The sequence below is a fragment of the Bacillus sp. CZDM1 genome (assembly GCF_055502545.1).
This window is the reverse complement of sequence record NZ_JBUESO010000001.1, coordinates 256789-277498: the sequence shown is the minus strand read 5'-3', so window position 1 is coordinate 277498 and position 20710 is coordinate 256789. Positions and strand designations below refer to the sequence as shown.

Below are 20710 nucleotides of genomic sequence, written 5' to 3'. Positions count from 1 at the left end.
AGCAAATTTCTTTGAAAATTATTCTCAATAAAAAAATCCGCAAGATTTAATCTTGCGGATCTTCTTCATGGGTAGATTCTTCGAAGCATTCAAAGCAATACATCTTTCGGTCATCAGATTGTACACCGTTAAAGAAGCCATCTAAACAATAAATCTCTTTTGAGCATGTACTGCAATAGCCAACCAATTCTTTCATTCTATTTCACTCCTTTCAGTAACTATTAGCAAAATCATCCTATAGGTGTGATAGTTAGCACTATAGCGAGTATACAAATTTTCTATAATAAAAAAGAAGTTAGCAAATTAAAAGGAGTGAAAATTGATGCAAACATTCGCAACGATTATTCATGTACCAGATTATCCGCCACGTGAAAAACATTCAACTATATTTAAAGGCTTTGACGGCTTGAATTCTGGAGAATTTATGCAAATTGTAAATGACCATGACCCAAGACCTCTTCAGTATCAGTTTATGATGGAAAGACCTGAACAATTTATTTGGGAATACCTTGAAGAAGGTCCAGAGGTTTGGAAAGTTTCTATCGGTAAAAAATAATCGGGTTCTCTGACCCTCGGGTACGAACATATTTAACTTCTCTAAAACATTTTTACTTAACTTTTTTATTTTTCAGGAACATCATCTTTCCCTAAATTTCATTTTACAACAGAATTTAATTCTGTTGTTTTTTTTATCCTTATATTTTCAGAAAAATATGATAAAATACAAATGGTTATAAAAAAGGGGGATTTAGTATGAGCCTTACGCCAGAGCAAGTTGAAAAGAAGTTTTTAGAATATGTAAAGAAGATGAGTGCCTATAATGAGGCACTTGGATTGATTTATTGGGACCTAAGGACTGGAGCTCCGAAGCAGGGAGTCGATCAAAGGTCTGAAGTAATTGGCATGCTTTCGTCAGAGGTTTTTAAAATGTCCACATCGGAAGATATGGCAGCATACATAGCAACATTATCTAAAAATGAACTATCTGAAAAAACACGTAAGGTTCTTGAGGAGTGTAAAAAAGAATACGAGCGCAACAAAAAAATTCCAGCGGATGAATACAAGGAATATGTCATTCTACAGTCCAAGGCAGAATCTGTCTGGGAGCAGGCAAAAGAAAAGTCAGATTTTAATCTGTTCAGACCTTATCTTGAGAAATTGGTAGAAATGACGAAACGTTTCACTAATTATTGGGGTCATAAAGGAAACACATACGATGTTTTACTAGATTTATACGAACCTGGTATGACGGTTGAAGTCCTTGATCAGGTGTTTGGTAACCTGCGGGAGAAAATTGTCCCATTGGTTAAACAGATTGCTGACTCACCAAACAAACCAAGGACAGAATTTCTTTTTAAAACCTTTAAGAAGGAAAACCAGCGTGCATTAAGTATAGAAATACTTGGGAAGATGGGTTATAACTTTGAGGCTGGCAGGCTTGATGAAACGGTTCATCCCTTCGCTACTGGTTTAAATCCAGGTGATGTCCGGGTAACGACAAACTATGATGAACAGGATTTTCGTACAGCTGTTTTCGGTACTATTCACGAAGGCGGGCATGCCTTATATGAACAAAGTATTTCAAAGGAATTGATTGGAACACCATTATGTACAGGAACTTCAATGGGGATTCACGAATCTCAATCTCTCTTCTACGAAAATATTGTCGGTCGTAGTTTTTCTTTTTGGAAGAATAATTATGAGCTATTAAAGACATATGCAAATGGTCAGTTTGACGACGTTTCAATTGAAGAATTCTACAGGGGAATAAATGAATCGAAGCCTTCGCTTATTAGAATCGAAGCAGATGAATTAACGTATCCTCTCCATATTATTATTCGCTATGAAATTGAAAAGGGTCTTTTTAATGGTGAGATTGAGGTAAAGGATCTTCCACAGGTTTGGAATCAGTTATATAAAGAATATTTAGGGATTGCCCCAGAGAATGATGCTAAAGGAGTATTGCAGGATGTTCACTGGGCAGGGGGAAGCTTTGGATATTTCCCGTCGTATGCACTAGGATACATGTACGCTGCTCAATTTAAGCATAAAATGCTTGAAGATCTGCTAAACTTTGATCAACTATTAGAAGAAGGGAATTTGCTGCCAATCAAAGAATGGCTGACGAAGAATATTCACCAATATGGGAAACAGAAGAAACCGTTAGAAATCCTTCATGATGTAACGGGGGAAGGTTTGAATGCTCAATATCTAATTGATTATTTGTACGAAAAATATGGTAAGGTCTATCAACTAATTTAATAGAAGCAATGGAAGGGAAATAAGATTTCCCTTCTTCTTTATTACAATAAGGTGTGTGTGCCCAATGGGAAAAATAGGTCCAATTATATTTATTGCAATAAGTGCGGCTTTGTGGGGAATCATTGCCATTTTTGTTAGAAAGCTAGCATCTTTAGGTTTTACTTCAATGGAAATCGTTACTTTGAGGGTGGTTACAGCAGCTTTATTGCTAGGAATTATCGGCTTAACAAAATATCCGAGACACATGAAAATCCATTTGGCAGATAGTAAATATTTTATCGGAACGGGGATTTTCAGCATTGTACTCTTTAATTGGTGTTATTTTACTTCAATAAATCAATTGAGTCTTTCATTTGCAGTTATATTACTTTACACTGCTCCTGCATTTGTTGCTGTCCTTTCTTATTTATTTTTAAAAGAAAGTATGGATAACAGGAAGATTATTGCAGTAATAGGGACATTGATAGGCTGTGTTTTAATCGTTGGATTTAGTTTTAGGGACACATCATCATTGAATTTTATTGGGATTCTAACAGGATTAGGTGCAGGCTTCGGATACTCTTTATATACTATATTTGGCAAATTTGCATTAGAAAAATATCGCCCATTCACTGTTACTTTTTACACGTTCTTAGTTGCGGCAATAACGTTACTTCTCTTTACAGACCTTTTTGAAAAAGGAAGTATTTTAGTAAGTGGTGAAGTAATTATTTACGGATTAGGTTTGGGCTTGTTTCCAACAGTAATTGCATACTTACTATATACAAAAGGACTAGAAAACATGGAGAGCAGCAAGGCATCGATTATCGCAACTGTAGAACCTGTAGCAGCAACGTTACTAAGTGTATTCCTATATAAAGAAAACTTTGAAGTTCTACAATTTGTTGGAACATCTATAATTCTGTTATCAGTGATTCTGATTAATTTGCCTAAAACAACTTTAAAAATTCAACAAAAAAAGGCTTCACTGTAAATGAAGCCTTTCTATATTTTTACCAAGAACCCCATGTTTTAAATCCTGGTGAGCCTGGTGGTGCATTTTGAATCATATCGATAAACGGTATGGTGTATGCGAATAGAATTAGGGCTGCTGTGATACCAAGCCATAATTTCCAGTTTTCAAAAATCATTGGAGCTTTTTCTTCAAGATTTTCTGCTTCACCTACAGGGAATTCTTCTTCTCCTTTAGGTGCAAAGAACGCAAGATTAACAAAGATGATAATCATTAAAATGATTCCAAGGAAGAGAATCGATCCGCCTACGGCTTGTGCAATTTGGTAAGGAATCCATTCCATTGCTTGCGCTGAATCTCCATAAGTTGAGTAGGCAGAGCGTCGTGGACCGCCAAGAAGTCCTTGGAAGTGCATAGCACCTGACATAAAGGCCATTCCGATAAACCAAACCCAGCCTTGAATAATAGCTAATTTGTTCATTGCTTTTGTTAATATACGTCCGGTTAAATGTGGAACAAGCCAAAAGGTAATGCCAAAGAACGTCAAAACAACAGAGGTTGCAGCAGTTAAATGGAAGTGACCTGTTACCCAAATGGTATTATGAATGACTTGGTTCATTTGGTTTGAAGCGTTGATAATACCGCCAGCACCCGCTGGTATAAAGCTTGCCATACCGATAAATGGAACGGTAAAACGAGCGTCCTTCCAAGGTAAAACCTTGAACCAGCCAAAAAGTCCAGTTGCTCCTTTAGAGCGGCCATATCTTTCAAACGATGCAAACAATGAAAATGCAGTCATCAATGATGGAATGATTACCATAAACGTTAGAACTACCTGTAAAAACTTCCAAGCTGGATCAATACCCGGTTCAGTTAATTGATGGTGGAATCCAACCGGAATGGAAAATAGTAAAAACAGTATAAATGATAAACGTGCTAAAGAATCTGAGAAAATTTTTCCGCCAATAATTTTTGGTATGATTGCATACCAGCACATATAAGCTGGGAGTAACCAGAAATACACGAGCGGATGTCCGAAATACCAGAATAGTGTACGGCTGACTAATACATCAACAGTATCTACTAAGCCAAGTGACCATGGCAGTAACTGGAATAATACAGTAGAAGCGACACCAAGTGTAGCAACAATCCAAAGTACCGTATTAATAACAGCCATAAAGCTTAATAACGGGCTTGGTTTTCCAGGGTTTTCCCTGCGCCATCTAGCATAAGTCATAATTTGAGCAGCACCGTCAAGCCAGCTGCCAACAACAACAAATGTCATGCCTAAGTAAAAAATCCAATGTGCTTTTAATGGTGCATAGAAAGTATAAAGAACAGATGCTTCTTTAAGTAAAACCATTGTAGAAGCCATAATTGTTCCTACCGTCATTACCCAGAAGCCAATCCAGCCAATCCGGCGTGCTGCTGGAGAATGAGTACCTGCTGTACGGCTGACAGCAGCATATTGAAATCCCATAATAAAGAACGTTGTTAAAACAAGTCCCATTAAAACGCCATGTACGGTTAAAATTTGATAATAATCAATACCCCACGGAAGCTCAAATTTGCCCGAACGGACCAGGGTTTGGAGTAATCCCATCAACCCTCCTAGTGTAAGAGCAATAAAGGCAACATAAAAGTGTGCCATCGCAAGCTTGCCATCACGTGGATCAACTTTTAATTTTGATGTTTGGCTAGACATTATTTAACCACCTTTATCTTAGAGCTCATTAAATGGTGACCGGTACCGCAGTACTCGTTACAAACCACTAAATATTCGCCTTCTTTATCAAATGTTGTAACAATCTCATTTATGTAGCCTGGTTCAAGCATCATATTGATATTTGTTCCAGCAACTTGGAATCCATGAATAACATCCTTCGTAGTCGCCATTACTTTTACTTTCGCTCCAAATGGAACCTCTACTTCAACTGGATTATAGGAGAAAGCTGAAGCAACATACACTAATTCATAATCCCATTCTTTTCCTTCAACCTTGTTTAATCCAGGTTTATCAAATGGTGCCTGAGTATCAACCTTTTTTGGATCTATAGTCGTTAAGCAGCTTGGCGGCTTGTTACCTAAGTAAAAAGCGCTTACACCTACTACTGATAAGAAAACAACAAGAGCGCCTATTCCGAAGATAAGCCAAATTTTTTCAAACTTATGCATATGCATGGTTATTTCCCCTTTCTTTATTTAAAAACGGTCTAAGAACAAGAAATAGACACTTACCCATGTGACAACTAAAAAGATTCCCAAAAAGAAAACGGATGCCAGTGTCCCTTTAAGAGAAGAGCTGTCTTCAATTTCTGTTTTTTTATTTGTTTTCAGTTCCGCTTTCGCCATCCCCCAAGACTCCCTTCATAAAAATTAATTAAATAATAAGTTCTCTTTCATAATACAAAACAATTGTGAGGAAAAAATAACAAATTTCAGAGTTCACAAAATGTTCATTCCTTAGGTAATTACTATGTTAATAGTAATAAACTGATATAACAGTGATTTATATCACAATAGTGGTAGGTGAGTTGTGAATAAAATGTGAACTATCACTTATTACCTGTGATAAAAGTAATTGATTATGACTGTCTTGAAGAGAAAAGCTTGTTTTTTTAATGATTGTCACAATTCTGAAACTTTTAAATAGAATGGAATAGATGCAACAGAATTTCGAGAAGCGAGCGTGTTATTGATGGAAAAATATTATTGTGAACCATGCCGTCTCCTCTATAACCAAATAGAATTTTGTAAAGTCTGTGGATCCTTGGCAGATAAAAAGATAAAGATTGAAGTTCAGAACCAATCTAAAAAACAGTGAAAGATAATAAAGCTCCACGGCATAAAAGTTAAAATTGGAAAAGTTTTCGTAATGATTAGTTGCTGCATCTCAGTTATAATCAAGGAGCACAACAACAACAACCTTCAAAACGTTGGCTTCCCTTTAGCAGGGAAGCTTTTTTTTTGTACATACATCTCCTTTTTTTTGGTAAAAATACCATTACCTACATTGAAGGGGAATAAACGATGCCAACAATTCTTTCAGTAGCAGAAGCAGTTCCGGAATTTAAGATAAAACAAGAGCAGGCAATAGACTTTGCCAGAGAACTTTTTTCAGATCGTTTTAAGGATATCGAAAGATTGCTTAAAGCTTTTCAAAATGGACAAATAGAAAAAAGGCACATCGTTAAAGAGATTGATTGGTATAAAGAAGACCGTTCCTTTGCGGAAAAAAACAATGCCTATATAGAATCTGCTGTAACCCTGGGAATGCAGGCGATTGTGAATTGCCTTGAAAATGAGACATTTTTGACCAGAAAGATTAACTGCGAAGAAATCGATGCGATTTTCTATATCTCAACAACAGGTATGGCAACTCCGAGTATCGAGGCTAGAATAATGAATCATTTGCCATTTCGGGAACACACCAAAAGAATACCCATTTGGGGTCTTGGCTGTGCTGGGGGAGCGGCTGGTTTATCGAGGGCATTTGAATATTGCACTGCATTTCCGGATGCCTTGGTTGTGGTGCTTTCAGTTGAACTCTGCAGTTTAACCTTCCAGCGTAATGACTATTCAAAAAGTAACCTAATTGGAACGTCACTATTTGCTGATGGGGTTGCTTGTGCATTGATTTGTGGTAATGAAGTAAGGATTGATGAATTATGTGCTAAAAGGACTGCACCAGCCATCATTGATACTCAATCTACGTTAATGCCTGACTCTTTAGATGTAATGGGATGGGATATAAGGGATCAAGGATTATTCGTGGTATTCTCCCGAGATATCCCCAGTATTGTAGAGGAGTGGCTAAAACCTAATGTAAGTAAATTTTTAACTCAGAATAGGCTGGAACTGGCTGAGATTACTCATTTTATTGCCCATCCTGGCGGGAAAAAAGTTATAGATGCTTATATCAAATCGTTAGGTATACCACCTTCAATGACCGACATTTCACTTGATGTTTTAAAGCAATATGGAAACATGTCGTCGGCAACAATCCTTTATGTTCTTAGTAGATTTATGGAATTAGGCGGTGAAGCAGGGACATTTGGACTTTGCACGGCGCTGGGACCGGGATTTAGTTCTGAATTGCTCTTATTGAAATGGGGGTAAAGGATGATTCCTTTTTTTCTATTTATTTCAGTTTTAATTATTCAACGTTTACTTGAGTTAGCAATTGCCCGCAGAAATGAAAAGTGGATGAAGGAGCGGGGGGCGATTGAATTTGGTATGAAGCATTATCAATATATCGTCCTGATGCATTCTTTATTTTTTGTTGTCTTCCTTTTTGAAAAAGTTACCTTTTCTCGTGAGTTATCTTCTTTTTGGCCGTTTTTAGCAGCAGTATTTGTATGTGCGCAGCTAATCAGAGTGTGGGCGATTTCGGTACTTGGCCGTTATTGGAATACAAAAATCATCGTTTTACCAAATGTTGAGGTTGTCAGAAAAGGACCATACAGGTTTATCAGACATCCCAATTATTTAGTTGTCTCGATTGAACTCCTGGTTGTGCCCTTAATGTTTGGTGCATACATAACAGCTTGCTTGTTTACGCTATTAAATGTGCTCATGCTGTCAATCCGCATACCGGCTGAGGAAAAAGCGCTTCAGGAGCTAACTGAATATGAAGGAAGCTTTCAAAGCTGTAATCGCTTTTTGCCGAAATTGTTAAATAAATATGACAATTGACTTTTCTATGTTGAAAATGATTATCAACTATGATATTCTATTTTTAAAGAAGAATGAAAATCATTCTCACTTCATTTGAGCGGATAGGAAGGTGTATCTTATGGCTTTTGCATTTGTAGGTGGAACGGTAATCGTATACGCATTTGTCATGAAGCACGTCTTGAAAAACGTAACACATTAAGAGATATTTGTTACATTAAGTCTGGGAGCAATCCTAGGCTTTTTTTGTTCGGAAATTGGAGTGACCGAAGAGCATGGGGAAAAGACAATTGGGTAACTCCAGGGGGACTGGAGTTACCGAGAAGCAAATTAAAATGCATTTTCGGTAACTCCACCATAGTCAAATTTTATTTATAATAAGTAGCGTGTCTTAAACCTATTATCTGGTAATGTTTCTTCAATATCCGCCTAATCTGTTTCCTAGATTCAATTACCTTAAACCACTCAAATATCAAATTTGTTGTTATCTTTATATCTGGAATGAGCAGCTGAAGTTCCCCCACGGCCCGCAAAATGGCGTCATCAACATTTTCCAAACACCAACATGAATGACAAGTGAAGATCGTCCCATCAAACTAAACTGCAAAGGAATGGCACAACATACAGCTGGGGCCTTTCTTCAGTTGATAATAATCATATTGTGGTAATCGGGTATAAGGGGAAATTGTTTTATGTTCCTTCACTAAATCTTCGGCTAGCTTATAATGGTCATCGGTTAGAATAGAACTTCTCTTATTTAACTTTTCAATATATTTAGTGAGCTGAGTGGGATAAATAATCGGCTTGTCCAGTGGCGCTTGATAGAGGGTGAAGGAAGGATTGACAAAGAAGACATTTGAATTTAGAGAAATAGAGTATTTCTTTTTTTGGAGAAACTGGAGCAGCAATGTGTCAGTTTTCTTTATTTGGTCAAGGGGATTCTGGATCACTGTATCATTCATGGCAAAGAACTGATCAGTTTTATAATAAAAATCCCCCTCAAAATTTTTCACTTCACAAGGAAAATGGGTCCCTTGGCTGATGAGAAACGAATCTATTTGAAAAGTGATAGAGTTCGTCTCCAAGAGTAAATCATTCAATATTAGAAACTTATTTGGGTCGAGACCTTCCGTTAATTGATCAAACATCACCTCACCTTTAAATCCTTTTTCAAGATTTGCATAAAATAATTTCTCTTTACTTGGTAAGACCGAACGATAATTCAACAACCTAAAAATCTTCAACTCATCTGACTCTCTACGGTCCCTAAATGCCAAAATCCACTTCCTTCCTCTTTTCTTAATTGTAACCAAGGAATAAAATAAAAGAAGTGAATATTATGTTAACAAATTGAGTTTTCACGATAGGAAAAGTTTGAATTATCGTATAAAATATTAAATATTACAAAGTTGTGAACAAGGGGAAGAAATTATGGTGCAAACGGCAAATAAACAAGAAACCATTTTATCACTTAAAAATAAGATCCTTGCTTTATATGAATATCTTATTGAACAAAGTGATACGGAGAACGCAGAAAAAACAAAGCAGCTAGCGAAGAAACTGCAGAATCGTGAGTTTATGATTGCATTTTGCGGTCACTTTTCAGCTGGAAAATCAACGATGATTAACAAAGTGGTCGGCGAGAATTTGCTGCCATCAAGCCCGATTCCCACCAGTGCAAACCTAGTGAAGGTAAAATCAGGTGAGGAATATGCGAAGGTGTTTTTCAAAAATGAAAAGCCGCGGGTTTACTTAGCACCATATGATTATGAATTAGTAAAGAATTACTGCAAGGATGGCGACCAAATCGAGGAAATCGAAATCAGCCATGCAGACTCTCAGTTACCAGAAAACACCGTTATTATGGATACTCCAGGAATAGATTCAGCAGATGATGCACACAAGGTGGCAACCGAATCTGCAATCCACCTTGCAGACCTCGTTTTGTACGTGATGGATTATAATCATGTCCAAGCTGAGCTGAATTTTTTATTCACAAAAGAATTGACGGAAGCAGGGAAAGAAGTTTATCTCGTTATTAATCAGGTAGATAAACATAAGGAAGAGGAGCTATCGTTCCGCCATTTTCAAGAAAGTGTCCAGGATTCGTTTGGTGCATGGGGAGTTAAGCCGGCACGAATCTTTTATACTTCCTTAAAGTTTCAAGACCATAAACTGAACGAATTTAATGAATTGAAAGCTTTTATCGCCCAGAAATTGCAGAATAAGGATCAGCTTCTACAGCAATCCATTTTTCATTCTTTGAAAAAAATTGCTGTAGACCATCTAGACCAAGATCGCAATAAAAGGGTAGAAGAACTTCAGCCAGTTTTTGATTTGTTAAATGAACTTCCTGAGGAAGAAAAACAGGAACTAACACAAACCTATCAATCCATTAGTTCAAACCTTCAGACTCTTGAAAAAGGGGTTGAGGAAACCAAAAAAGAAATGGATAAAGAGATAGCAAAAATCTTGAATAATGCTTATTTGATGCCCTTTCAAACAAGAGAATTGGCGGAGGCTTATCTTGAAGCAGCACAGCCGGAGTTTAAGGTAGGGTTTCTTTTTTCAAAACAAAAAACGCTAGAAGAAAAGAATGCTCGTCTTGATAGACTTTACCAGGACCTGCTAGAGAAAACGAAATCACAGATTGAATGGCATTTGCGTGAATATTTGATTGCCATCCTCAAGAACAACAGTCTAGATGACCAGGTTCTACAAAATAAGGCGCAATCTTTTTCAATCAATGTTCCGATTGATTTAATCGTACAAACGGTTAAGCAAGGAGCCCGTTTATCCGGTGAATATGTACTTCACTACACAGAGGACTTGGCGAATGGAATCAAAAAGATAGCAAGAGAAGGTATTTTAGATTTTAAACAGGCACTCATGCCTGAACTAGCAGCAAAAACAAAAAAGTTAACACAAATGTATCAAGAAGAATTCAAGAATATTGAACAATATGTAGGTGCACTAACAGAAAAAGAAAATTTTGAAAAAGATACTTCAGCAAAAGAGGCAAAAGTTGAGATGCTGCTAAATGAAGCATACGAAGATCTAAACGATGAGTATTTGCTATTCCAGCAAGAGGAAGAAGAAGCTGATGTCGTATATGGACAAACCATACCGGAGACAGAAACACAACAAAAGAAATTGCCGGTAGCAAAAGTAAAAACAAACCTTGCCAAGAAAAACGAAACAGAAAAAGCAAGAAGTCATTTACAAACCATGGTTGCTCGGTTAGATCAATCAGCTAAGTTAATTGACAACCTCCCAGGCTTTAAAAAGCTAGCAATGGAACTGGAAGAAAAAGCAGGTCGTTTGACTAACAAAGGGTTTACTGTTGCATTATTTGGTGCCTTTAGTGCGGGGAAATCTTCCTTTGCTAATGCACTTATGGGGGAAAAGGTGCTGCCAGTATCTCCTAATCCGACAACTGCAGCTATTAATAAAATCAAGCCTGTAACCGAGCAATATCAGCATGGCACGGTGCTTGTGAAATTTAAAGAGGGCAACGCAATGCTTGAGGATGTTAACCGCTCCTTGAAATTATTTGACCTGCAAAGCCCTGATTTAGAAGCTGCGTCGAGCGAAATTGATAAGGTTATGCTTGAAAAAGGGCAGGAAGGTGTAGCGGAAAAGACACACTATGCATTTTTACAAGCATTTAAAAAAGGCTTCCTCTTACACGGAAAGCAGCTTGGAAGTGTCTTGGAAACGGACTTAAACGAATTTGCAGATTTCGTTGCTTTGGAAGAAAAGTCGTGCTTTGTGGAGTGGATTGAGCTTTACTATGATTGTGAACTGACTCGCAAAGGAATCACACTCGTTGATACCCCAGGAGCAGATTCAATTAATGCCCGTCATACGGGAGTTGCATTTGATTATATTAAAAATTCAGATGCTATCTTGTTTGTTACGTATTATAACCATGCCTTTTCAAAAGCGGACCGAGAGTTTTTAATCCAGCTTGGACGCGTGAAAGAGTCCTTCCAGCTAGATAAAATGTTCTTTATTATTAATGCTATTGACTTAGCTGAAAATGAGGAAGAGAAGGAAACGGTCGCGGAATATGTAACAGAACAATTAATTAAATATGGAATTAGGAAACCACACCTTTACCCGTTATCTAGTTTGTTGGCTTTAAAGGAAAAAGTAGAACCAAACACAGATGAAAAGTCTGGAATGGGGAATTTCGAAGGGGATTTCTACCATTTTATTTCTAATGATTTAACTGAAATGGCCATCACCTCTGCAGGTAATGAATTAAGTCGTGTTCAGGAGTTGGTTGGTAAACTAATTCAAAATTCTAAAGAAGACCAATCCGTAAAAGACAAAAAACGCACTGAAATAGAAAAACAAAAGGCCATGATTAAAGAGTTGCTAGAAAAACAAAGTTCTGAAGGATTACAAAAACGTATGACACTAGAAGGTGAAGAACTCCTTTACTATATTAAGCAAAGGGTATTCCTTCGCTTTGGTGACTTTTTTAAAGAGGCATTTAATCCTGCATCCTTAAGAGATGACGGAAGAAATTTAAAGAAGGCATTACAATCTGCTTTGGATGAATTGTTAGAAAGCCTTGGCTTCGATTTCGCTCAGGAACTGCGAGCAACTACAGTCAGACTGGACTCTTTTGCACGAAAAGTGTTATTCGACTATCATACAGCGCTAACTCGCGGTATGAAGGAAATTAATAAGGACTTATCATTTGCGCCTTTTGAGATGAAGTATGAAGGGGAGATAGAGTTTCCTTTAGCTTTTAGTCAGCTAAATAAACAGCTGTTTACGAAAGCTCTGTCCTATTTTAAAAATCCAAAGTCCTTTTTCGAAAAAAATGAAAAGAAGCTTATGAGTGATGAGCTAAATCATGTTTTAAATGGCCCTGCAGATGATTATCTGAAGTCTGAAGGTGAAAAATTAGCTAACTTTTACTCACAAATTTTGATTGGACAATTCGAAGAATTAATAACCCAAATTGAAGAACAGGCAGACGATTATTATTTGAGCCTTCTTACTGCATTAGATGGGGGAATCTCTATCGAGAAATTACAAGAAGTTTATCAAAAGCTGGAAGAGTCTAAGTACTAACTTACTGGGGGATCTCTATGAATTATATTATCGATAAAGAATGGCTGTTTAAAAATGTAAATGATCCACATGTCCGTATTGTGGATTGCTCTTTTTCGTTAGCAGACCCTACAAAAGGCAGACAGGAATATGATAAAAATCATATTCCTGGAGCCAGCTATTTTGATCTTGAGAAAGATTTATCGGGTGAAATTGGTGAACATGGCGGCCGACACCCATTGCCTAATTTACACGAGTTTATCGAAAAACTTGAACATGCTGGTATTGATGAAAATAAAACGGTGATTGCTTATGATCAAGGAGAAGGAGCTTTTGCAGCAAGGTTTTGGTGGCTGCTGCAATACCTTGGACATGAAAAAGTGTATGTACTGGATGGAGGCTTAAAAGGCTGGAAGGTAGGAAATTACCCGGTTACATCAGAGGTGCCTACCTTTAAAAAAGCTGCCTATAAGCCAAATATTAAGCATGACCTGCTCGCAGGTATGGAGGAAGTAAGGGCAGTGTCAGGTGGACCAGATTCCAATACAATCCTTATTGATTCAAGGGAAGAAAGAAGATATTTAGGGTTAGAGGAACCGATAGATAAAAAAGCTGGGCGGATTCCCGGGGCAATTAATAAACCATGGTTCGATGGATTAACTGCCGGTTATTATAAGCAAGCCGAAGTCCAAAAACAACGGTTCTCCGACATTAATCCTGAAAACGAAATCATTGTTTATTGTGGTTCAGGTGTTACAGCGGCACCCAATTATCTGGCATTAAAAGCAGCAGGGTTTGAAAAGGTAAAACTTTACTTGGGAAGTTTTAGCGATTGGATTTCCTATCAAGAAAACGAGATAGAGTAAGTTTTTTATGTTATAATCAAAACCGTGTTGTTTTTAAATGATCGGAGGTCAATATATTGGAAAATCAAAAACCTTCACTTATGTTAGTTGATGGAATGGCTTTATTATTTCGTGCTTTTTATGCTACGGCTGTTTCAGGCCAGTTTATGATAAATTCAAAAGGAATTCCGACGAATGGAATTCACGGATTCATTAAACATTTATTTACTGCAGTATCTTCCTTTAATCCATCCCATGTGGCCGTTTGCTGGGATATGGGTAGTAAAACGTTCAGGTCAGAATTATTCGATGCCTATAAAGGGAATCGCGGTGAAGCACCTGTCGAATTAATCCCTCAATTTGATTTAGTTAAAGATGTAGTGGCCGCTTTTGACATCCCTAATATTGGTTTAGCGGGCTATGAGGCAGATGACTGCATTGGAACAATTGCGTATCAAGCTAAAGAACAGGCGCATGTTTCGATTCTAACGGGAGATCAGGATATCCTTCAGCTTCTCGATGAGAGTATCTCGGTTATTTTATTGAAAAAAGGCTATGGGAATTATCTTGTCCATACTCCTGATACCTTTTTTGAAGAAAAAGGTATTAAACCGCGGCAAATGATCGATTTAAAGGCACTTATGGGAGACCCTAGCGATAATTATCCTGGAGTAAAGGGGATTGGTGAGAAAACGGCTTTGAAGCTCCTAAAGGAATTTGAGCATGTTGAAGGGATTATTTCGAATCTTGACCGTCTTTCTAAGTCTCACAAAACAAAAATTGAGCAGGATTTAGAAATGCTTCACTTATCACGAATACTTGCGGAAATTAAATGTGATGTCCCAGTCAGCTGTGATTTACAACAAGCTGGTCTAAAAATTGAAAAAGACAAAGCTTTAGACAAATTAAATGAATTAGAGCTTCGCGGCTTGCAGCGCTTGCTACCACTCGAAGCTTCCTTTATTTCGTGAAATTTTAGGCTGTCCTTTAAAGGGCAGCCTTTTTCTATTCTTTAAAAATTACTTGTAGGATTGCTGTGTTGATGGATCCAAGTATAATATACTAATTTCACTTATTAGAGGAAGGTAGATATTAATGAAACCATTGCAAAATGATAGTTTAATACCGCTTTATCATCAACTTAAGGAAATATTAAAGGATTCTAACGAGAGTGAGGTATGGAGGAAAGAGATCAAATACCTTCTGGGAATCAATTAATGAATGAGTACAGTGTGAGCTGGAATACTGCAAAAAAAGCCATTGAGGAGTTAGTCCAAGAGGGACTTCTTTATCGGATCTAGGGAAAAGGTACGTTTGTGGCCGGTATGCACGCAATGTACCATCCCTTTTATTAAGAAATTTCCTTAATTAGTTCAAACAGTTTGAGTTCATTGACTTCCGTAATGATTTCTTTCGTGCTACTTTTATCGAACTTTTTTAATAAGCTGCTAATTTGCTTTTTAATCGTTTCCACTTCAACTGCACGGATTTCTGCAATATCCTTACGCTTTAAGCCGCCGCAAAGCAACTTCAATACTTCGAGTTCAGATTGGGTCAGATTTGCCACGATTTTGAAAAAATGGGTTAATTGATCTTCTGATTTTTTTATTCGAGCGAATTCGTGCCTGATTTTCTCCGCAATAATCGGCCTGATCGGTGACTGGTTGTTAGTGGCGGAATAAATCGCTTCTATGATTTCTTCTTTTGGGGCCGATTTCATTAAGTAATCAACAATCCCTGTTTGGAAGGCTGCAAATACAATATTGTTATCCTGATGAACAGTCAACATTACAATCTTGGTATCGGGTAAAATCTTATGTATTTCGGAAGCTGCCTTAATCCCTGCCATCTGACTTTCCATTTCAATGTCCATTAATACAATATCTGGTTTTTTAACCGCTGCAAAAGCAACGGCCTCGTAGCCGCTTTTGGCAGAGGCTGCTAAAGAGAGGTTATCCACACTGCTTATGATTCTTTCCAGCCGTCTTCGATGGGCCTCCATGTCGTCAGCTATTAAAATATGTATCTTTTCCAAATGAATACCTCCCCAAAATTAGGAAAAGGGGTATGTTTTATCCCCTCTTTACCAATGGCAATAGAATATCAAATTGTGTGAACTTACCTAATTCACTCGTCACTTCAATTTTTCCTCCATGAGCTGTAATGACTTTATGACAAAATGATAAACCAATTCCCCAATTGGTGATGCTTGGTTTCGTTGAGAAAAAGGGGGTGTAGATTTCATCTACATTTTCCGCGGCAATCCCAGGACCGTTATCTCTAATCGTAATCGTCCCCCATTGGTCCACAGTGTTTAACATAACCGAAATTATCCCGTCTTTGCTTCCAAGTGCTTCAACTGAATTTTTAAGGATATTATAGACCGCCTCATTGATTTGGTCTTCATCCATGTACACATAGATACTTGACTCAGGTTTTTCAATTTGGAACTCCACATCCGAGAGCATTGAATGAAAACGCTGAATCGCTCTTTCGATTGGCAGCTCGATAGGAACGGCTTTGATGTTCAACGTGATATGCTTCAGCTTCTCATTGGCTTGGTTAATACTTTGAAACGAATATTCACACGAATCGGTAATCAATTTAAGGCTATATAGAGCCTCTTCGTCATTTGCGAATTTTTCTTGCAGATACTCAGCCTCCGATCGAATTGCCAGCAGATGGTTCTTAATGGCATGAGTAAACGCTCGAATCCCTAAAGATGCCGTATCAATCTTTTTCTTCGTAATGATATTAATGTTTGAGTAGCGTGCCTCATTCGATTTGTATTTGTAAATGTTGTAGAGCATGATGCCAATAGCAACGATTGCAAGAAACGGGAAAAAACGATATTCCATTAAAAATAAATTAATCGGCGGCTGTGAATAATTAATAAAGCTTTTACTGAAGGTGATTTTGACAAAGTTGGAAGGCGCCCAATAAAAAATGAATAGTTGTAAAAAGGTGATGGGCAGTAAGGTAATCATCATGTAAAGCGTATGGTCACGAATGGACCTTAGTTTGTAATAGCGAATGTAATGGTCAATAAATAAGACAAAACTAACAATGAGATAGGCATAATTTACTGTCTGGAAAACAATATCTCCTATTCTACTGAATTGCTGGTATTGCCTGGTGAGTATCTCCGTTCCTGATGATAATTCCTGAAGGTAGAGGTTTATACTTGGGTCATAAAAGAGAAACTGGAGGAGTCCTACAATTCCTAGTGCCAAATAAAGATAGCGCAATTTCTTTCTGATTTTAAAATTGCTGGTAAAAGAAATCGAAAAGCACAAAAAGGAAAAATAGAAAAGGATTAATCCTAAATGAAAGAGTCTAATTAACGTATGAGTATCAAAGTTACCTAATACTAGACGGCTCCAAGTTCCAGGACCAAAATCAATGAATTGATTCACAATACTATAATAGTAATTAAATTTTGATAGATAGAGGGTGAAAGAAATATACGCCATAATCCATCCAATTGTTAACGCACATAAAAAGAAAACCGACCTGCTGCTTAGGTTTTTATAGATAAAAAAGATTAAAAATACCATGAAAATAAGGCAGAGAAATATCATGTTTGTCACTCCTGGTTAGAAAAGGGGGAAAGAAATTTTCTACTTATTTAAAAAAATGAAAACCTTTACACTAAGTATATAACAAACTATTAAAAAAAATAAGGGGGAACAACGAATGAAAAAAGTAATTAGTTTACTAGCCATACTGATTCTATTTCTTGGAATCTTAGCAGGCTGTGCAAGTGGAGGGTCCGAAAAAGGAAATGCAGAACCGGAAGACAAAAAAGATTCGAATGAAGAAGTCAGTTTGAAAATGGCAGTTTTTCCTGCAGATGAAGCAGTTTTTAAGAAAGGTTATGAAAACTTTAAAAAGGATCATCCAAATATTGATATCACCTTTGAAACTTTCCCTCAGCAGCAATATTATGAAAAGATCCGTATGCAGCTAGCAGGCGGTGAAGGTTATGACCTTTTCACTGGTCAATTAGACAACATGGTTGATACTGGAATTGTCGCACCGCTAGATCAGCACATTAAAGACAGTGGTATGGATGTTTCAGGATATGGTTCCATGTATGACACATATAAATATGAAGGAAAAGTGATGAGCCTTCCATATCGTAAATCCAATTGGATGCTTTATTATAACAAAACACTTTTCGATGAAAAAGGTGTCGAGTATCCAAGTGATGATATGACGTTGGATGAATTCCGTGAATTAGCTTTAAAAATGACAAGCGGCAGTGGTGAAAGTAAAGTATACGGTGCATTTTTACAACAATGGCCGCAAACTTGGTATATGAGTGCAGTTCAAAATGGTTCTTCTATTATTGATAAAGATTTAACACCATTTAAAGAAGCATTAAAAGTAAGAGTGAATCTTGAAAAAGACGGTTCCATTATGCCGTGGTCTGAACAGGTAACAACTGGTGCTCACTATAATGCTGCTTTCCAAAAAGGTAATATTGCCATGAATATCATTGGAGACTGGCATGTTGCTCAGCTTCGTCAAGGGGAAAAGGAAGGAACAGTTAAGTTTGATTGGGACGTTGCTCCAATTCCACATCCAGAAGGTGTAGCAAAGAATACATCACTTGCATTGCCTGTTACGATTATGATGAACAAAAATACAAAGCATGCAGATGAAGCATTTGAATTCCTTAAGTATATGTCAGGGAAAGAAGGAGCCGAGCTTTTAGCTTCTGAAGGTTATTTAACTGGATATATGGATAAGGATGTAGAAGCTGCATATCTTGGGGACGGTTCACAAAAACCTGAAAACCTTCACTATTTCTTAGAGACAAAAGAATACCCAGAATATCCAATGCTGCCTGGAGTTAAGAACGTTGTCGTTGAACAAATCTTTAAGCAAGAAGGAGAACTTGCCTTGCTTGGTCAGAAATCCGTGGATGACACCATTAAAGAAATAACCAAGCGTGTCAAAAGTGAATGGGCTAGTAAGTACGGAGAAAAGTAACAAAGAAAAGTGAGGTACTGCGCTGGATTATCCAAACAGCAGTACCACTTTTTTTAAAAAGTACTGTTTTCGAATAGCTATAAAGAAAGGATGAACCCTCATGAACCCTACTAAAAAGGTAAGGTCAAAAACCATTAGGCGAAATCGAATCATCGCATATACCTTTCTTCTTCCCAATATCATTGGCTTCCTAGTATTTATTCTAATTCCTGTAATTGCTTCTTTTTTTATGAGTTTTACCTCATGGAACGGTTTCGGAGTCGTAGAGTTTATTGGGTTAGACAACTATAAACAACTACTGAAAGATGAGAATTTTAAAATTTCCTTTTTTAATAGTATCCTTTTCATGGTCATCTCTGTTCCTATCACCTTATTTCTTTCCATGTTAATCGCGGTGGCCCTAAATCAGGGAATCCGCTTTGTTAAGGTTTTCCGGACAGCTGTTTTCCTTCCTTATGTTACAGCTACGATTGCTGTTGCAGCTGTATGGCAGCTCATTTTTAATCCTACGATGGGACCCATTAATGGGGTATTAATGAACTTAGGGATTGATCAGCCGCCTGGCTGGCTATCCTCACCAACCTGGGCTTTAATCTCTGTTTCTATCGTTTATATTTGGCATTCAGTCGGCTATTATATGGTTTTATTTTTAGCAGGGCTCCAGAGTATACCAGATTACCTTTACGAAGCAGCTGAATTGGACGGGGCGGGACCGATTTCGAAATTTTTCAATATCACGGTGCCAATGTTATCCCCAGTTCTATTCTTTACTACCATTATTGGTGTCATAAACTCGTTTAAAGTGTTTGATTTAATTTATGTCCTGACCGGCGGAGGACCTGGCCGATCCACTCATGTACTTGTATACGACATTTATAATACGGCATTCAAGCAATTTGAGTATGGATATGCTTCAGCGATGGCTTATGTATTATTCCTGCTCATTCTTGTTATATCTATCATTCAATTTAGAGGACAGAAAAAATGGGTGAATTATTAATGAAAAATCAAGAGAAAGGAGGATGGAAGTTATGAATCTTGCTACGGAAGCATCTGTATACACCGCTGAAGCCAAAAGCCGAAAAAAAATATCAATCGGAAAAATAGTAAAGTACCTTGCTGTAATTTTTGTTTCACTCGCCATGGTTTTGCCATTTGTTTGGATGTTGTCTGCGTCATTAAAAGCAGAAACAGAGATTTTTGGGTTCCCGATAAAGTGGATTCCAGAAACCTTCCGGTGGGACAATTACAAAGACGTTTGGACAACCGTTCCGTTTCATCTTTATTATTTGAATACGTTAAAGATTGCGGTTATTACTACGATATTAGTGATTATCAATAGTTCCCTTGCGGGGTATGCGTTTGCGAAAATTAAATTTCCTGAAAGCAATAAATTATTTTTCATTTATGTAGCTACTATGATGATTCCTTACCAGGTAATGATGATTCCCCAATTTATGCTGATGAGCAAGCTTGGGCTGGTGAACTCTCATTGGTCACTTATTATTCTAGGGGCGTTTAATCCCTTTGGTGTTTTCTTATTCCGTCAGTTTTTCTTATCGATTCCGGATGAGTTATTAGAAGCAGCTAGAATTGATGGTTTAACTGAGTTTGGCATTTATTGGCGGATTATTATGCCATTGTCTAAACCGGCGATTGCTACACTCGTTATATTCTCATTCATGCATTCATGGAATGACTTTTTAGGCCCATTAATCTATCTGACTTCTGACCATTTGTATACTTTGCAATTGGGTATCCAGCATTTTATTACCGAATATAACACGGAGTATTCTCTATTAATGGCAGCGGCCGTATCCGCAGTTATACCAACCATCATTGTTTACTTCTTGGCCCAGGACCATTTTATCAAAGGAGTGGCCAACACTGGAATAAAATGATAGGGAGT

19 protein-coding genes are annotated in these 20710 nt (G+C 37.4%); 12 read left to right on the top strand and 7 right to left on the bottom strand.

The genetic code is table 11. The features are described from left to right. Positions 1-46 precede the first annotated feature (46 nt). Entirely contained in the window at positions 47-196 is a 150-nt protein-coding gene (locus ACY3XC_RS01465; RefSeq protein WP_179156890.1) for a hypothetical protein, read from the bottom strand. Between the two features lie 126 nt (positions 197-322). Here ACY3XC_RS01465 and ACY3XC_RS01460 point away from each other — a divergent pair, with 126 nt between their 5' ends. From ACY3XC_RS01460 to ACY3XC_RS01450, 3 genes are all read left to right on the top strand, one after another. Further along, positions 323-556, top strand: a complete 234-nt coding sequence (locus tag ACY3XC_RS01460; RefSeq protein WP_464867000.1) for a DUF2249 domain-containing protein — start codon at positions 323-325, stop codon at positions 554-556. 197 nt (positions 557-753) lie between these two features. Further along, a complete protein-coding gene (locus tag ACY3XC_RS01455; protein ID WP_464866999.1) occupies positions 754-2262 on the top strand; it encodes a carboxypeptidase M32 in 1509 nt (502 codons plus the stop codon). Positions 2263-2326: 64 nt separating this feature from the next. Next, the gene (locus tag ACY3XC_RS01450; protein ID WP_464866998.1) at positions 2327-3235 is read left to right on the top strand and encodes a DMT family transporter; all 909 of its coding nucleotides are present in this window, start codon (positions 2327-2329) and stop codon (positions 3233-3235) included. Positions 3236-3254: 19 nt separating this feature from the next. On the opposite strand, the gene ACY3XC_RS01445 is transcribed toward ACY3XC_RS01450, so the two are convergent. The 3 genes from ACY3XC_RS01445 to ACY3XC_RS01435 are packed head-to-tail and all read right to left on the bottom strand — an operon-like array spanning position 3255 to position 5566. Beyond that, positions 3255-4919, bottom strand: a complete 1665-nt coding sequence (locus tag ACY3XC_RS01445; RefSeq protein ID WP_464866997.1) for a b(o/a)3-type cytochrome-c oxidase subunit 1 — start codon at positions 4917-4919, stop codon at positions 3255-3257. Beyond that, positions 4919-5395: a cytochrome c oxidase subunit II gene (locus ACY3XC_RS01440; protein WP_179156885.1), complete on the bottom strand. Its 477-nt coding sequence runs from the start codon at positions 5393-5395 to the stop codon at positions 4919-4921. Before ACY3XC_RS01440 ends, ACY3XC_RS01445 begins: the two co-directional genes overlap by 1 nt. Positions 5396-5416: 21 nt before the next feature. Beyond that, positions 5417-5566 carry a cytochrome c oxidase subunit 2A gene (locus ACY3XC_RS01435; protein WP_063251174.1) on the bottom strand — a complete coding sequence of 50 codons (150 nt, stop codon included), beginning with the start codon at positions 5564-5566 and terminating at the stop codon, positions 5417-5419. Between the two features lie 678 nt (positions 5567-6244). Here ACY3XC_RS01435 and ACY3XC_RS01430 point away from each other — a divergent pair. Both ACY3XC_RS01430 and ACY3XC_RS01425 read left to right on the top strand, forming a co-directional pair. Further along, positions 6245-7333: a type III polyketide synthase gene (locus ACY3XC_RS01430; RefSeq protein WP_464866996.1), complete on the top strand. Its 1089-nt coding sequence runs from the start codon at positions 6245-6247 to the stop codon at positions 7331-7333. Positions 7334-7336: 3 nt separating this feature from the next. After that, positions 7337-7909: an isoprenylcysteine carboxyl methyltransferase family protein gene (locus ACY3XC_RS01425; RefSeq protein WP_464866995.1), complete on the top strand. Its 573-nt coding sequence runs from the start codon at positions 7337-7339 to the stop codon at positions 7907-7909. Positions 7910-8484: 575 nt separating this feature from the next. Here the strand turns inward: ACY3XC_RS01425 and ACY3XC_RS01420 are convergent. Next, on the bottom strand, positions 8485-9165 hold the full coding sequence (locus tag ACY3XC_RS01420; RefSeq protein WP_464866994.1) for a nuclease-related domain-containing protein: 681 nt from the start codon (positions 9163-9165) through the stop codon (positions 8485-8487). A 154-nt stretch (positions 9166-9319) separates the two neighbouring features. Between ACY3XC_RS01420 and ACY3XC_RS01415 the strand changes: the two genes are divergently transcribed. The 4 genes from ACY3XC_RS01415 to ACY3XC_RS01400 all read left to right on the top strand — a co-directional run bounded on the left by ACY3XC_RS01415 (position 9320) and on the right by ACY3XC_RS01400 (position 15104). Continuing rightward, complete coding sequence (locus tag ACY3XC_RS01415; RefSeq protein WP_464866993.1) at positions 9320-12979, top strand: dynamin family protein; 3660 nt, start codon at positions 9320-9322, stop codon at positions 12977-12979. A gap of 17 nt (positions 12980-12996) precedes the next feature. Next, on the top strand, positions 12997-13824 hold the full coding sequence (locus tag ACY3XC_RS01410; RefSeq protein ID WP_464866992.1) for a sulfurtransferase: 828 nt from the start codon (positions 12997-12999) through the stop codon (positions 13822-13824). A 56-nt stretch (positions 13825-13880) separates the two neighbouring features. Further along, positions 13881-14774: a 5'-3' exonuclease gene (locus ACY3XC_RS01405; protein WP_464866991.1), complete on the top strand. Its 894-nt coding sequence runs from the start codon at positions 13881-13883 to the stop codon at positions 14772-14774. A 207-nt stretch (positions 14775-14981) separates the two neighbouring features. Beyond that, positions 14982-15104, top strand: coding sequence for a GntR family transcriptional regulator (locus tag ACY3XC_RS01400; RefSeq protein ID WP_464866990.1), 123 nt, complete (start codon positions 14982-14984; stop codon positions 15102-15104). A 50-nt stretch (positions 15105-15154) separates the two neighbouring features. Here the strand turns inward: ACY3XC_RS01400 and ACY3XC_RS01395 are convergent, their stop codons facing one another. Next, positions 15155-15838, bottom strand: a complete 684-nt coding sequence (locus tag ACY3XC_RS01395; protein ID WP_464866989.1) for a response regulator — start codon at positions 15836-15838, stop codon at positions 15155-15157. Positions 15839-15875: 37 nt separating this feature from the next. Next, the gene (locus ACY3XC_RS01390) at positions 15876-17384 is read right to left on the bottom strand and encodes an ATP-binding protein (RefSeq protein ID WP_464866988.1); all 1509 of its coding nucleotides are present in this window, start codon (positions 17382-17384) and stop codon (positions 15876-15878) included. 115 nt (positions 17385-17499) lie between these two features. On the opposite strand from ACY3XC_RS01390, the gene ACY3XC_RS01385 reads away from it, so the two are divergent. The 3 genes from ACY3XC_RS01385 (at position 17500) to ACY3XC_RS01375 (ending at position 20702) form a co-directional block, all read left to right on the top strand. Then, on the top strand, positions 17500-18801 hold the full coding sequence (locus ACY3XC_RS01385) for an ABC transporter substrate-binding protein (protein ID WP_464866987.1): 1302 nt from the start codon (positions 17500-17502) through the stop codon (positions 18799-18801). A 100-nt stretch (positions 18802-18901) separates the two neighbouring features. Continuing rightward, positions 18902-19801 (top strand): carbohydrate ABC transporter permease, encoded by a 900-nt coding sequence (locus tag ACY3XC_RS01380; protein ID WP_464866986.1) that lies wholly within the window; start codon positions 18902-18904, stop codon positions 19799-19801. Between the two features lie 31 nt (positions 19802-19832). Then, positions 19833-20702 (top strand): carbohydrate ABC transporter permease, encoded by an 870-nt coding sequence (locus ACY3XC_RS01375; RefSeq protein ID WP_179159272.1) that lies wholly within the window; start codon positions 19833-19835, stop codon positions 20700-20702. Positions 20703-20710: the final 8 nt, after the last annotated feature.